Origin of the sequence: Nocardioides aequoreus (genome assembly GCF_000720335.1) — a bacterium.
Taxonomy (GTDB): Bacteria; Actinomycetota; Actinomycetes; order Propionibacteriales; family Nocardioidaceae; genus Marmoricola; species Marmoricola aequoreus.
Genome location: NZ_JOJN01000004.1, coordinates 195,540 through 208,509 on the forward strand (window position 1 = coordinate 195,540; position 12,970 = coordinate 208,509).

Below are 12,970 nucleotides of genomic sequence, written 5' to 3' on the forward strand. Positions count from 1 at the left end.
GGTCGTGAGGTGTGCCGTGCTGGGCCGGCCGGTGGCCCACTCGCTCTCGCCCGCGATGCACCGGGCGGCGTACGCCGAGCTCGGCCTGGAGGGCTGGACCTACGACGCCGTCGAGGTCGGCGACGACGGCCTGCCCGACTTCCTGGCGGGTCTCGACGGGTCCTGGCGTGGGCTGTCGCTGACGATGCCGCTGAAGCGGCGCGCCGTCCCCCTCGTCGACAGCCTCGACGACTGGGCGTCGGTCTCGGGCGCGGTCAACACCGTGCTGCTCACCGAGCGTCGTCGGCTCGGCTTCAACACCGACGTGCCGGGGGCGATGGCGGCGATCCTGGAGCAGGTGCACGAGCCGATCCGCGACGTGGTCGTCGTCGGTGGCGGTGCGACGGCGACCTCGACGCTGCTGGCCGCGGTCGAGCTGGGCTGCACCCGCGCCCGGCTGCTGGTGCGCGATCCCGCGCGGGCGGAAGAGACGGTGCGCCAGGTGCGCGCCCACCGGCGGGCGCCGTCGGTGAGCGTCGACGTGCTCGACGCCGCGGTCGCGGCCGGCGACGTGCGGGCCGACCTGCTGGTCTCCACGGTGCCCGTGAGCGCGCAGACGCCGGCGCTGCTGGCGGCCGCCGCCGCGGTGCCGGCGGTCTTCGACGTCGTCTACGACCCGTGGCCCACGCCGCTGTGCCTGGCGGCCCAGGAGTCGGGGCGCCGCTGCGTGACCGGCCTCGACCTGCTGGCGCAGCAGGCCGTGCTGCAGCTGCAGGTGATGGCCGGTCAGTCGGTCTCCGCCGGGGTGCTGCGGGCGGCCGCCCTGCGCGAGCTCCGCTCCCGCGGGTCTGTGGATCGTGCCTCCGACGGCGTCGCCCTGACCTAGCCTCGGGCCATGTCCCCGCTGCTGTGCGCCGCCGCCTGCGCGCTCGCGTGCGGGGCGCTGGCGCTCGTGATGCCGGCCTGGCTGGCGCGGCTCCCCGAGCCGGAGCCGGCAGCTGCTGCCGAGGAGACGGAGGGGGTGCCGGGCACGGTGCTGGCGCCGGCGCGCGAGAAGGAGCCCTACGCCGACCTCGCCGCGCTGCGATGGCTGCGGCCCGCGCTCGTCGTGGCGAGCGCCGTGGTCGGGGCGGTCTTCGGCGCCACGCTCGGCTGGACCGGCGCGCTGGTCTACCTGGTGCCGCTGGTGCCGGTCGGGGCGCTGCTGCTCGTGGTCGACTGGCGCACCACGCTGCTGCCCACCCGGCTGATCCATCCGACGTACGCCGCCCTGGCGGTGCTGGTGCCGCTCGCCGCGCTGGTCGACCGCGACCTCGAAGCGCTGTGGCGCGCCGCGCTGGGGTGGCTCGTGGTGGGCGGCTGGTTCTGGGTGTTCTGGCGGGTGCTGGGGGCGTGGGGCTTCGGCGACGTACGCCTCGCCCGGGTGCTGGGTCCCGCGCTGGGCTACCTCGGCTGGGCCGAGATCCTCGTCGGCTTGCTGCTGATGCTGGTGCTCGGGGCGCTGGGCGGCGTGCTGCTGACCCTGCGCCACCGCGAGCTGCGCCGCCGCTTCCCGTACGGCCCCTTCATGCTGCTCGGCGCGGCCCTCGCCGTCCCCTTCGCCGGCGACCTCGCCCACGCCCTCGGCTACACCCCCCTCTGATCCACCCGCCGAGACGTCACTCCCTGACCGCCCAGAGGTCACTCCCTGACCCCCCAGAGGTCGCTGCCTGACCGCCCAGAGGTCACTGCCTGACCGTCCAGAGGTCACTCGCTGACGTCCAGCGTCAGGGAGTGACGTGTCGGGGGTCAGGGAGTGACGTCTCGGCGGTCAGGGAGTGACGTGTCGGCGGTCAGGGAGTGACCGGTCGGCGGGGTGGGGGGAGCACCGTGGGAGACTGCGGGCCATGCTGCGCTGGCTCACCGCGGGGGAGTCCCACGGACCCCTGCTCACCGCGATCCTCGAGGGCCTGCCGGCCCACGTGCGGGTGACGACCGACGACCTGGCGGACGCGCTGGCCCGGCGCCGGCTCGGCTACGGCCGTGGTGCGCGGATGAAGTTCGAGCAGGACGAGGTGCGGCTGGTCGGCGGCGTCCGACACGGCGAGACCCAGGGCGGTCCGGTCGCGATCGAGATCGGCAACACCGAGTGGCCCAAGTGGGACCAGGTGATGTCGGCCGACCCCGTGGCCCCCGAGATCCTCGAGGGCCTGGCCCGCAACGCCGCGCTGACCCGCCCCCGTCCCGGCCACGCCGACCTGGTCGGGATGCAGAAGTACGACTTCACCGAGGCCCGTCCGGTGCTCGAGCGCGCCTCGGCGCGCGAGACCGCCGCGCGGGTGGCGCTCGGCCGCGTGGCCAGCGCCTTCCTCGAGCAGGCCACCGGTGCGCGGCTGGTCTCCCACGTCGTCGAGCTCGGCGGCGTCCCGGCCCCCGACGGCTCGGTCCCCGGACCCGACGACGTCGCGCGCCTCGACGCCGACCCGGTGCGCTGCCTCGACCCGGAGGCCTCGCGCCTGATGGTCGAGCGCATCGACCAGGCCCACAAGGACGGCGACACCCTCGGCGGCGTCGTCGAGGTCGTCGTGCACGGCCTGCCGCCCGGCCTCGGCTCCCACGTGCACTGGGACCGTCGGCTCGACGGCCGGCTCGCCGGCGCCCTCATGGGCATCCAGGCGATCAAGGGCGTCGAGATCGGCGACGGCTTCCGCACCGCCGCGACCCCCGGCTCGCTGGCGCACGACGAGATCGTCAGCGCGGGCCCCGACGGCAGCGAGCTGCGGCGTACCTCGGGCCGCAGCGGCGGCACCGAGGGCGGCATGTCGACGGGCGAGGCGCTGCGGGTGCGCGCGGCGATGAAGCCGATCGCCACCGTGCCGCGGGCACTGCGCACGGTCGACGTCGCCACCGGCGAGGCCGCCGTGGCCCACCACCAGCGCTCCGACGTCTGCGCCGTGCCGGCCGCGGGCATCGTCGCGGAGGCGATGGTGGCCCTGGTGCTCGCCGACGCCGTGCTCGAGAAGTTCGGCGGGGACTCGGTGCAGGAGACCCGGCGCAACGTCGAGTCCTACCTCGACACCCTCCGGTTCCGGTGACCGCGCCGCGAGCCGTGCTGGTCGGCGTCATGGGCGCCGGCAAGTCGACCGTCGGCCAGGAGCTGGCGCAGCAGTGGCAGGTGGACTTCCGCGACACCGACTCCGACATCGAGGCGGCCGAGGGCTGCACGGTGCAGGACATCTTCGTCGACCTCGGCGAGTCCGCCTTCCGCGCGATGGAGCGCGAGGCCGTGGCCCGGGCGCTGGCGGAGCACGACGGGGTGCTCGCCCTGGGCGGTGGCGCCCCGGTCGACCCCGACACCCGGGCGCTGCTCGCCGGCCACCGCGTGGTCTTCCTGCGGGTGGGCCTGGCCGACGCCGCCAAGCGGGTCGGGCTCGGCGTCTCGCGGCCGCTGCTCCTCGGCAACGTGCGGGGTCGCCTCAAGCAGCTGATCGACGAGCGCGCCCCGGTCTACGAGGCCGTCGCCACCCACGTGGTCGACACCGACGGCGCCGACGCCGCCGAGGTCGCCCGCCGGGTGCAGGAGGTGCTCGGTGGCTGACGCCTCGCAGGTACGCCGCCTCCACGTCGCCGGCGCCGCGCCGTACGACGTCGTGGTCGGCCACGACGTGCTCGGCGAGCTGCCGGCCCTGCTCGGCGAGGGCGTATGCCGCGTGGCCGTCGCGCACGCGGCCGAGCTGCCCGACCTCGCCCAGCGGGTGCTCGACGCGCTGCCCGCCGACGTCGAGGTGCTGCGCCTGCCGCTGCCCGACGGGGAGGCGGCCAAGACCGCCGCGGTGGCCGTCGACGCCTGGGAGCGGCTCGGCGCCGCCGGCTTCACCCGCTCCGACGCCGTGGTGACGGTCGGCGGCGGCGCCACCACCGACATGGGCGGCTTCGTGGCGGCCACGTGGCTGCGAGGCGTCCGGGTGGTGCACGTGCCGACGACGCTGCTGGCGATGGTCGACGCCGCGGTGGGCGGCAAGACCGGCATGAACACCGACGCCGGCAAGAACCTCGTCGGCTCCTTCCACGAGCCGACCGGCGTGCTCTGCGACCTCGACCTGCTCGCCACGCTGCCGCGGCCCGAGCTCGTCGCCGGGCTGGCGGAGGTCGTCAAGTGCGGCTTCGTCGCCGACCCCGAGATCCTGCGGCTGGTCGAGGCGGGTCCGGAGGCCGCCCTCGACCCGGCCGGCTCGGTGCTGCGCGAGCTCGTCGAGCGGGCGGTCGCGGTCAAGGCCGAGGTCGTCGCCGGCGACCTGCGCGAGACCGGGGGCACCGGGGGCCACCCCGGCCGTGAGGTGCTCAACTACGGCCACACCATGGGGCACGCGCTGGAGCGCCACAGCGACTACCGGCTGCGTCACGGCGAGGCCGTCGCGCTCGGCATGGTCTACGTCGCGGAGCTCGCGCGGCGCGCGGGTCTCCTCGACGACGAGACCGCGGCGCGGCACCGGTCGGTCCTCGAGCTGGTCGGGCTGCCGGTGACGGCCACCGACGCGCCGACGTACGACGAGGCGCTCGCCCTGATGCGGGTCGACAAGAAGTCGCGCGGGACGACGCTGCGCTTCGTGGTGCTCGAGGGCCTCGCGACGCCGCGCGTGCTGGCGGGACCCGACGACGCGCTGCTGCGGGCGGCGTACGACCACCTGAGGGGGAGCGGCTGATGCGCGTCCTGGTGCTCAACGGACCCAACCTGGGCCGGCTCGGCAAGCGACAGCCCGAGATCTACGGCCACACCACCCACGCCGAGCTCGCCGAGCGCTGCGCGGCGTGGGGCGCCGAGCTGGGGCTCGAGGTCGAGGTGCGCCAGACCAACCACGAGGGCGTGATGCTCGACTGGCTCAACGCCGCGGCCGACGACGCCACGCCCGTCGTGCTCAACGCCGCCGCCTGGACCCACTACTCGCTGGCGATCTACGACGCCTGCGCCCAGCTGGTCGCGCCGCTGGTCGAGGTGCACATCTCCGACCCCAAGCAGCGCCCCGAGCAGTTCCGCCACACCTCCTACGTCACCCCGCACGCGACCCACGAGGTGGTCGGCCAGGGCGTCGACGGCTACCGCGTCGCGCTGCGGCTCCTCGCCGACGAGCAGGAGCGTTAGCACGACGCCGCCCCGGGTACGCGGAGTCGTGCGCCGGTCGCCGGCGCTCCTCCGCGACGTTCAGCCACGAGCGTCGGCCCCCGCCGCCGTCATCGACGCGGCTCGTCCCCCAGGAGTCTGCGTGGCTCGTGCCGTCACCCTCCGTGGCGTGCCCTCGACCTGGCTCGCCGACGTCGCCGAGCGTGCCGCGGCCGCGGCCACCTCGGGTCCGGGAGGTACGCCTGACCTGGGCGCGGCCCTCGGCCTGGCCCGTGACCTGGGCGACGTGCTCGGCGACGCGGCCGGCGCCGCGGCCCGTGCCGAGCGCTGGCAGGTGCTGGCGACCCTGGGCGCGGTCGACCTGACCGTCGCCCGCGCGGTCGAGCCGCACCTCGACGCCGTCGCCATCCTGCACGAGGCGCAGGAGCAGCGCCTGCTCGCCGACACCTGCACCTGGGGCGTGTACGCCGCCGAAGGACCGCGGCGGCTGCGGGCCCAGCGCGACGGCGAGGGCTGGAGCCTGGAGGGCGAGAAGCCCTGGTGCTCGCTGGCGGGCAGCGTCAGCCACGCGCTGCTGACGGCCTGGGTCGACGAGGACCGCCGCGGGCTCTTCGCCGTGCGCCTCGACGACCCCGGCATCTTCCCGCTCGACGGTCCGGGGTGGGTCGCGCGGGGGCTCTCGCAGGTGACCAGCACCGGCCTGCGGCTCGACGACGTCTGGGCCGAGCCCGTCGGCGGCCCCGGCTGGTACCTCGAGCGCCCCGGCTTCTGGTGGGGCGGCGTGGGCGTCGCGGCGGTCTGGCACGGCGCCACGGTCGCGCTCGCGCGCCGGCTGCGGGAGGCCTGCGCCCAGCGCCAGCCGGACCAGGTCGCGCTGCTGCACCTGGGGCGGATCGACACGCTGCTGGCCACCGGACGCGCGGCCCTGCGCGAGGCGGCCGGGGCGGACGACGGGGGAGACGACGGGGATCTCTCGCTCGTCGCCGCCCGCGCCCGGCAGGTGGTCGCCGACGGTGCGGCGGAGGTGCTCGACGTGGTCGGGCGCGCGCTCGGACCCGGGCCGCTGGCCACCGAGGAGGAGCACGCCCGGCGCGTCGCCGACCTGCAGCTCTACCTGCGGCAGCACCACGCCGAGCGCGACCTGGCCCGCCAGGGCGAGCTGGTGCTGGCGGGTCGGCCGTGGTGACCGACACCGCCGGCGTGCCGGCCTTCCACCACGCGACGCGTGGCACCCCGGCCTCCTCCTGGCTCGCCGCCCCGGGGCGCGGCCTCGCCGAGCCGCTGTCGCTGGCGGGTGTGGAGCGGCTCGTGGTGCTCGCCGCGCACCCCGACGACGAGTCCCTCGGCGCGGGCGGGCTGGTCGCCTCGGCCACCGACCACGGCATCCCGGTCACGGTGGTCTGCGCCACCGACGGCGAGCGCAGCCATCCGGCCTCGCCGACGCTCACGCCCGAGCACCTCGCCCGGATCCGCGGCGACGAGGGCCGGGCGGCGCTGCTCGAGCTCGGCGTCGGCCAGCACCACCTGGTGCGGCTGCGCCTGCCCGACGGCGACCTGGCCGAGCACGAGGCCGCGCTGACCACCGCCCTGGTGCAGCAGGTCGCCACCGGCCCGGGCACCGTCGTGGTGGCCCCCTGGCGCGAGGACGGCCATCCGGACCACGAGGCGGCGGGCCGGGCGGCGGCGGCCGCGTGCCGGCGTACCGACGCGACGCTGTGGGAGTACCCCGTGTGGTTCTGGCACTGGGCCTCGCCCGACACCGCGCCGTGGCACCGGCTGCGGCCGTGGGCCCTCGACGAGCACGCGCGGCAGGCCAAGGCCCACGCCGTGCGGGCCCACCGCAGCCAGGTCGCGCCGCTCTCCGACCTCCCCGGTGACGAGGCCGTCGTGGGGCCGGAGATGCTGGCGCGTGCCGCCGACCCCGTCGAGCGCTACGTCGTGACCCCGGCCGAGGACTGCCCCGACGACGCGCTCGACCAGGTGCACCTGCGGGAGCCCGACCCGTGGGGCGCCTCGCGGCGCTGGTACGAGGAGCGCAAGCGCGACCTGGTGCTCGCCGCGCTGCCCCGCAAGCGGCACGGTCGCGCGCTGGAGATCGGCTGCTCCGTGGGCGACCTCGCCGCCGCGCTGCGCGAGCGGGTCGACTCGCTGGTGGCCGTCGACCGGTCGCCGGCCGCGGTGCGCGGCGCCCGGGAGCGCCTGGGCGACCACGTCGACGTCCGCCTCCTCGACGTGCCCTCGGAGTGGCCCGAGGGTCGCTTCGACCTCGCCGTGGTCTCCGAGGTCGGCTACTTCCTCTCCCCGGCCTCGCTGGACCGGCTGGTGGCGCGGCTGGACGCCTGCCTCGAGCCCACCGGCGCGCTGGTGCTGTGCCACTGGCGCCACCCGGTCGAGGGCTGGGCGCTCGACGGGTCGCAGGTGCACGAGCGCGTCGCTGCCCGGCTCGCGCTGCCGCTGCAGGCCACGTACGCCGACCGCGACGTCGAGGTCCGCGTGCACGCCGCCGACGGCACCTGGCCGGACCCCTACCTGTGAGCGCGCATCCGCAGGCGATGCACGTGGTGGTGCCCTGCCGCGACGAGTCCGACGCCCTGCCGGGCCACCTCGCCTCGCTCGCGCGTGCGGTCGAGCTCGCGCTGGGCGCCCTGCCCGGCACCGAGGTCACGGCGACGCTCGTGCTCGACGGCTGCGTCGACGACTCGGCCGCCGTCGTGGCGACGTGGGCGCAGCCCTGGCTGGAGGTGCTGGAGGTGGCCCACGGCTGCGTCGGCGCCACGCGTGCCGCCGGCGTACGTCAGGCCCGCCAGCGCGGCGCCGCGTCTCCCGAGCAGACCTGGCTGGCGCACACCGACGCCGACACCGAGGTGCCGCCCGACTGGCTGCTGCACCACGCCGCCGCCTGCCGCGACGGCCTCGACCTGTGGCTCGGCACGGTGCGGCCCGACGCCGACCCCGACCTCACGCGGCGGTGGCTGGCGCTGCACACCCTGCGCGACGACCACCCGCACGTGCACGGCGCCAACCTCGGCGTGCGGCTCTCGGCGTACGACGCGGCCGGTGGCTTCGCGCCGCTGCCGGTGGGGGAGGACGTCGCCCTGGTGCACGAGGTACGCCGCACCGGTGGTCGCGTCGGCGCCCACGACCGTGCCCCGGTGCGGACCTCCGGCCGCCTGGTGGGGCGTGCCGCCGGCGGCTTCGCGACCTTCCTCGCCGCCCTCTGAGTCTCACCAGACCCCGCCGGGACCCCCGGCCCCTCCGAACCCCTGTGGAAGGGTGATCCGCATGCAGTCCTTCGCCTGCCGCGTCTGCGGCCAGACGCTGCACTTCGAGAACTCCCGCTGCGTCTCCTGCGGCACCCGTCTCGGCTATGCCCGCGCCGAGCGCGCCATCGTCCCGGTCGACGCGAAGGGCCGCTACGTCGACGCCCAGGAGCGGGAGTGGTGGGTGTGCCGCAACCTCGGGCTCTCCGGCTGCACCTGGCTCGCGACGGCCGACGGCGCCCAGTGCGCCGGCTGCGACCTGACCCGCACCCGGCCCAACGACTCCGACGCCGTCGGGCTGGCGCAGTTCTGGTCGGCCGAGCGGGCCAAGCGCCACCTCGTGCACGAGCTCGACGGGCTCGGCTTCCCCGTGGTCAGCAAGCACGAGGACCCCGTCGACGGCCTGGCCTTCGACCTGCTCTCCAGCGTCGCGGAGCAGGTCACCATCGGCCACGCCGACGGCGTCATCACCATCGACCTCGCCGAGTCGGACGCCTCGCACCGCGAGCGGCTCCGCGCCCAGCTGGACGAGCCCTACCGGACGATGCTCGGCCACTTCCGGCACGAGTCCGGTCACTACTACGAGTGGCAGCTGGTGCGCGGCGACCTGGTGGAGCGCGCCCGCGAGCTCTTCGGCGACGAGACGGCCAGCTACCAGGACGCCCTCGCCCGGCACTACGAGCAGGGCCCGCCGCCCGGGTGGGAGGCGTCGTACATCTCGGCCTACGCCACGATGCACCCCTTCGAGGACTTCGCCGAGACCTGGGCCCACCACCTGCACATCCGCGACACCATCGAGACCGCCACGGCGTACGGCCTCCTCACGCGGAGCGAGGCGACCGGCTCCGAGCGCTTCAGCGAGGTCGTCACGGGCGTGTGGGGGCCGCTGTCGGTCGCGCTCAACGCCATCAACCGGTCGATGGGCCACGACGACCTCTACCCCTTCGTGATCCCCCGCGCGGTGCTCGACAAGCTCGACTTCGTGGCGTCGCTCGGTGGCCGGGAGCGCGCGGGGGCCTGAGCCCGGCTGGGCCTGGTCGGGCCTGTGGATCGTCGTTCGCGCCCGTCGCGCGGACGACGCAGGATCCCCGGGTGACGTCGTCCCCCGACCCGGCCCTGCCAGGCGTGCCTCCAGCGCACGAGCGGCCCTTCACCCGAGCTGACGTGGCCGCCGCGGGCACCTCCCGCTCGCGCTTCGAGCGACTGCTGCGCGACGGCGTGGTCGAGCGAGTCCTCCTCGGGGTGTACGCCGGCGCGCACGCCCCACGGAGTGCCGCCTTCCGCGCGGAGGCCGTGCGGCTGGCGCAGCGCAGCGACGACGCCGTCGCCACCGGGCGCACGGCCGCCTGGGTGCACGGGGTCGACGTGGCGGCCTTCGCCCGCCCGGGCGCCCCGCCGGTGCCGACCTCGCGCAGGCGCCGCGTCCGGCCGGCGCGCGACGTCGTGCGGCTGCACGGCCTCGCGCTCACCACGCCGCTGCGCACCCTGCTCGACCTCGCGCGCCACGACGAGGCCGAGGTGGCGCTGGCGGCCGCCGACCACCTGCTGGCAGCTGGTGTCGTCTCCCGGCGCGCCCTGCTGGCGACCCTCGCGAGCACGCCCGACGGCGCGGCGCGGGCGGTGCTCGCCCAGGCCGACGGCCGCGCCCGCGGCGCCGCCGAGTCGGTGCTGCGGCTGCACTGGCACGCGTCGGCCCTGCCCACGCCGGTGCCCGGCCTGGTGGTGCCCGGACGGCGCGCCGCCGTACGCCTCGCCCTCGGCGTCCCCGACCGCCGCTTCGGGGCCCTGCTCGGCTCGGCGTGCGGCGGGCCGGACGCGGCGGCCGACGACGTCGCCCGCGTCCGGGAGGCAGGGTGGTGGCTGGTCGAGGTGCCCGACGCCGCGGTGCTCGGCCGGCAGCCCGGCCAGGTGCGCCGTCACCTGGAGCGGGAGTTCCACCAGGCGCTGCTCCGCGAGGTGGGGTGAGCGAGCGGTCAGCCCAGCGCCTGGACCGCCTCGTGGATCGACAGCACGCGCTGCGCCGACTCGACGTGCAGCGCCTCGACCATGCGGCCCCGGTAGGTCACGACGCCGGCGCCCTGGCCCTCCTCGAAGGCCTGGATCAGGCCCCGCGCCTCCTCGACGGCCTCGGCGCTGGGGGCGAAGACCTCGTTGGCGCCCTCCACCTGGCCGGGGTGCACCAGCGTCTTGCCGTCGAAGCCGAGGTCGCGGCCCTGGCGGCACTCCGCGAGGAAGCCCTCGGTGTCCTTGACGTCGTTGTAGACGCCGTCGACGATCGCCTTGCCCGTCGACCGGGCCGCCAGCAGCGCCAGCGAGAGGGCGGTGAGGATGGGGCCGCGGCCGGGGAGGTGCGCGGCGTACAGCTCCTTGACCAGGTCGTTGGTGCCCATCACCAGCACGGTGAGCCGCTCGGAGGCGCCGGCGATCTCCTCGGCGTGCAGCATCGCGCGCGGGGTCTCGACCATCGCCCAGAGCGTGGTCCGGTCGGGGGCGCCGTGGCGCTCGAGGGCGTGCTCGAGGGCGTGCACCGCCTCGGTCGAGGAGACCTTGGGCACGACGATCGCGTCGGGGCCCGCCTGGCAGGCCGCCTCGAGGTCGGCGGCGTGCCACTCGGTGTCGGCGGCGTTGACGCGGATGGTCACCTCGCGCCGGCCGTAGTCGCCGGAGGCCGCGGCGGCACAGGCCGCCTCCCGAGCCGACGCCTTGGCGTCGGGGGAGACGGCGTCCTCGAGGTCGAGGATCAGGCCGTCGCAGGGGATCGAGCGGGCCTTCTCGAGGGCGCGGGCGTTGGAGCTCGGCATGTAGAGCACCGAGCGGCGGGGCCGGAAGGTGTCGCGGGTGTCGTCGCCCATCAGGAGGCCTCCTGGCCGATCGCGTCGTACTGCTGCTTCAGGTCGGGGTCGATCGCGGCGAGCTGCTCGGCCAGCTCGACCATCACCAGGCACTGCTTGAGGGAGGCGTCGTCCTCCATCTTGCCGTCGAGCATCACCGCACCGGTGCCGTCGCCCATGGCGGTGACGACGCGCCGGGCGTGGGCGACGTCGCGCGGGTCGGGGGAGAAGACCCGCTTGGCGATGGCGACCTGCTTGGGGTGCAGCGTCCAGGTGCCGACGCAGCCGAGCAGGAAGGCGTTGCGGAACTGGTCCTCGCAGGCCACGACGTCGGTGATGTCGCCGAAGGGCCCGTAGTAGGGGTAGATGCCGTGCATCGCGCAGGCGTCGACCATCCGCGCGATGGTGTAGTGCCAGAGGTCCTGCTGGTAGGTCGCGCGCGGCGTGGTGGTGCCGTCGACGTCGCCCTCGGTGGGGTCCTCCCGCACCAGGTAGCCGGGGTGGCCGCCGCCGACGCGGGTGGTCTTCATCCGGCGGTCGGCCGCGAGGTCGGCCGGCCCGAGCGAGAGGCCCTGCATCCGCGGGCTGGCCCCGCAGATCTCCTCGACGTTGGCGACGCCACGGGCGGTCTCCAGGATCGCGTGCACCAGGATCGGGCGCTCCAGGCCGGCCTTGGCCTCGAGCTGGGCCAGCAGCCGGTCGACGTAGTGGATGTCCTCGGCGCCCTGCACCTTCGGCACCATCACGACGTCGAGCCGGTCGCCGATCTCGCCGACCAGCGTGGTCAGGTCGTCCAGGCCCCAGGGGGAGTCGAGCGCGTTGACCCGCGTCCACAGCTGGGAGCCGGACCAGGTGTTGGCCCGGGCGATGTCGACCAGGCCCTGGCGGGCCGCCTCCTTGCGGTCGGCCTTGACGGCGTCCTCGAGGTTGCCGAGCAGCACGTCGACGCTCCCGATCATGTCGGGCACCTTGGCCGCCATCTTGGCGTTGCTCGGGTCGAAGAAGTGGATCGCCCTGCTGGGCCGGGCCGGGATCTCGCGGAGGGGCTCGGGGGCCCCCACCGCGAGCGGGCGGAAGAAGTCCTTGGCGCTGCGCATGCGCGGAACCTACCAACGGGTCGGGCTCGCGCGATGTGACCGATCCCACGGCTCCGGGAGGGTGCGGTCGAGGCGGAGTGGATGACGCGCCCTCGGGTACGCGTTGCACGGACGAGACGCCAACGAGAGCGAAGGAGCGATCGTCGTGACCGACATCAGCTACACCCTGCCCGGCCTCAGCGACGAGGCCAGCACGAAGACCATCGAGCTGCTGCAGCACCGGCTGGCGGCGTACAACGACCTCCACCTGACGCTGAAGCACGTGCACTGGAACGTGGTGGGTCCCAACTTCATCGCGGTGCACGAGATGATCGACCCCCAGGTCGAGCTGGTGCGCGGCTACGCCGACGAGGTCGCCGAGCGCATCGCCACGATGGGCGGCTCACCCGGTGGCCGGACCGGTGACATCGCCTCGCTGCGCGACTGGGACGACTACGACCTGCGCCGCGACACAGTGCAGGCCCACCTCGCCGCGCTCGACAAGGTCTACAACGGCGTCGTCTCCTCCAACCGCGCGGTGATCGCGGAGACCGAGGAGCTCGACCCGGTGACCCAGGACATGGTGATCGGCCAGACCGCGGAGCTGGAGAAGTTCCAGTGGTTCGTGCGCGCCCACCTGGAGAACGCCTCCGGCCAGCTGGTCTCGGGTGGCACCTCCACCGAGACTGGGGCCGCCGACGCCGCGCGCTGAGCGACCGCGCCGGC

14 protein-coding genes are annotated in these 12,970 nt (G+C 75.5%); 12 read left to right on the forward strand and 2 right to left on the reverse strand.

Annotation, left to right across the window (positions count from 1 at the left end):
- The first annotated feature begins 4 nt into the window (after window positions 1-4).
- The 11 genes from IG63_RS0109820 to IG63_RS21505 all read left to right on the forward strand — a co-directional run bounded on the left by IG63_RS0109820 (window position 5) and on the right by IG63_RS21505 (window position 10,302).
- Window positions 5-865 (forward strand): shikimate dehydrogenase, encoded by an 861-nt coding sequence (locus IG63_RS0109820; RefSeq protein WP_036195007.1) that lies wholly within the window; start codon window positions 5-7, stop codon window positions 863-865.
- A 9-nt stretch (window positions 866-874) separates the two neighbouring features.
- A complete protein-coding gene (locus IG63_RS21500; protein ID WP_051706506.1) occupies window positions 875-1,621 on the forward strand; it encodes a prepilin peptidase in 747 nt (248 codons plus the stop codon).
- A gap of 244 nt (window positions 1,622-1,865) precedes the next feature.
- Entirely contained in the window at window positions 1,866-3,053 is a 1,188-nt protein-coding gene (gene aroC / locus IG63_RS0109830; protein ID WP_030484196.1) for a chorismate synthase, read from the forward strand.
- Window positions 3,050-3,556, forward strand: coding sequence for a shikimate kinase (locus IG63_RS0109835; protein WP_425411778.1), 507 nt, complete (start codon window positions 3,050-3,052; stop codon window positions 3,554-3,556). The genes aroC and IG63_RS0109835 overlap by 4 nt, the downstream gene beginning before the upstream one ends.
- Window positions 3,549-4,661: a 3-dehydroquinate synthase gene (aroB, locus tag IG63_RS0109840; protein ID WP_030484198.1), complete on the forward strand. Its 1,113-nt coding sequence runs from the start codon at window positions 3,549-3,551 to the stop codon at window positions 4,659-4,661. The genes IG63_RS0109835 and aroB overlap by 8 nt, the downstream gene beginning before the upstream one ends.
- On the forward strand, window positions 4,661-5,098 hold the full coding sequence (locus IG63_RS0109845) for a type II 3-dehydroquinate dehydratase (RefSeq protein ID WP_030484199.1): 438 nt from the start codon (window positions 4,661-4,663) through the stop codon (window positions 5,096-5,098). Before aroB ends, IG63_RS0109845 begins: the two co-directional genes overlap by 1 nt.
- Window positions 5,099-5,246: 148 nt before the next feature.
- Entirely contained in the window at window positions 5,247-6,263 is a 1,017-nt protein-coding gene (locus IG63_RS23035) for an acyl-CoA dehydrogenase family protein (protein WP_169741779.1), read from the forward strand.
- Entirely contained in the window at window positions 6,260-7,612 is a 1,353-nt protein-coding gene (locus IG63_RS22625; protein ID WP_169741780.1) for a PIG-L family deacetylase, read from the forward strand. The genes IG63_RS23035 and IG63_RS22625 overlap by 4 nt, the downstream gene beginning before the upstream one ends.
- The gene (locus IG63_RS0109860; RefSeq protein ID WP_211249276.1) at window positions 7,609-8,298 is read left to right on the forward strand and encodes a glycosyltransferase family 2 protein; all 690 of its coding nucleotides are present in this window, start codon (window positions 7,609-7,611) and stop codon (window positions 8,296-8,298) included. The genes IG63_RS22625 and IG63_RS0109860 overlap by 4 nt, the downstream gene beginning before the upstream one ends.
- A 61-nt stretch (window positions 8,299-8,359) precedes the next feature.
- Window positions 8,360-9,358, forward strand: a complete 999-nt coding sequence (locus IG63_RS0109865; protein ID WP_036195011.1) for a zinc-binding metallopeptidase family protein — start codon at window positions 8,360-8,362, stop codon at window positions 9,356-9,358.
- A gap of 71 nt (window positions 9,359-9,429) precedes the next feature.
- Window positions 9,430-10,302, forward strand: coding sequence for a type IV toxin-antitoxin system AbiEi family antitoxin domain-containing protein (locus IG63_RS21505; RefSeq protein WP_157210101.1), 873 nt, complete (start codon window positions 9,430-9,432; stop codon window positions 10,300-10,302).
- 8 nt (window positions 10,303-10,310) lie between these two features.
- Here IG63_RS21505 and IG63_RS0109875 read toward each other — a convergent pair whose 3' ends face one another.
- Window positions 10,311-11,189, reverse strand: a complete 879-nt coding sequence (locus IG63_RS0109875; RefSeq protein WP_030484205.1) for an HpcH/HpaI aldolase/citrate lyase family protein — start codon at window positions 11,187-11,189, stop codon at window positions 10,311-10,313.
- Complete coding sequence (locus IG63_RS0109880; protein ID WP_030484206.1) at window positions 11,189-12,265, reverse strand: HpcH/HpaI aldolase/citrate lyase family protein; 1,077 nt, start codon at window positions 12,263-12,265, stop codon at window positions 11,189-11,191. Before IG63_RS0109880 ends, IG63_RS0109875 begins: the two co-directional genes overlap by 1 nt.
- Window positions 12,266-12,410: 145 nt before the next feature.
- On the opposite strand from IG63_RS0109880, the gene IG63_RS0109885 reads away from it, so the two are divergent.
- Window positions 12,411-12,956, forward strand: a complete 546-nt coding sequence (locus tag IG63_RS0109885) for a Dps family protein (protein ID WP_030484207.1) — start codon at window positions 12,411-12,413, stop codon at window positions 12,954-12,956.
- Window positions 12,957-12,970 lie beyond the last annotated feature (14 nt).

Excerpts from the sequence above, each read along its gene's own strand:
- IG63_RS21500 (WP_051706506.1), top strand. The coding sequence starts at position 875 with ATGTCCCCGCTGCTGTGCGCCGCCGCCTGCGCGCTCGCGTGCGGGGCG.
- aroC (WP_030484196.1), top strand. The coding sequence starts at position 1,866 with ATGCTGCGCTGGCTCACCGCGGGGGAGTCCCACGGACCCCTGCTCACC.
- IG63_RS0109845 (WP_030484199.1), top strand. The coding sequence starts at position 4,661 with ATGCGCGTCCTGGTGCTCAACGGACCCAACCTGGGCCGGCTCGGCAAG.
- IG63_RS0109865 (WP_036195011.1), top strand. The coding sequence starts at position 8,360 with ATGCAGTCCTTCGCCTGCCGCGTCTGCGGCCAGACGCTGCACTTCGAG.
- IG63_RS0109875 (WP_030484205.1), bottom strand. The coding sequence starts at position 11,189 with ATGGGCGACGACACCCGCGACACCTTCCGGCCCCGCCGCTCGGTGCTC.
- IG63_RS0109880 (WP_030484206.1), bottom strand. The coding sequence starts at position 12,265 with ATGCGCAGCGCCAAGGACTTCTTCCGCCCGCTCGCGGTGGGGGCCCCC.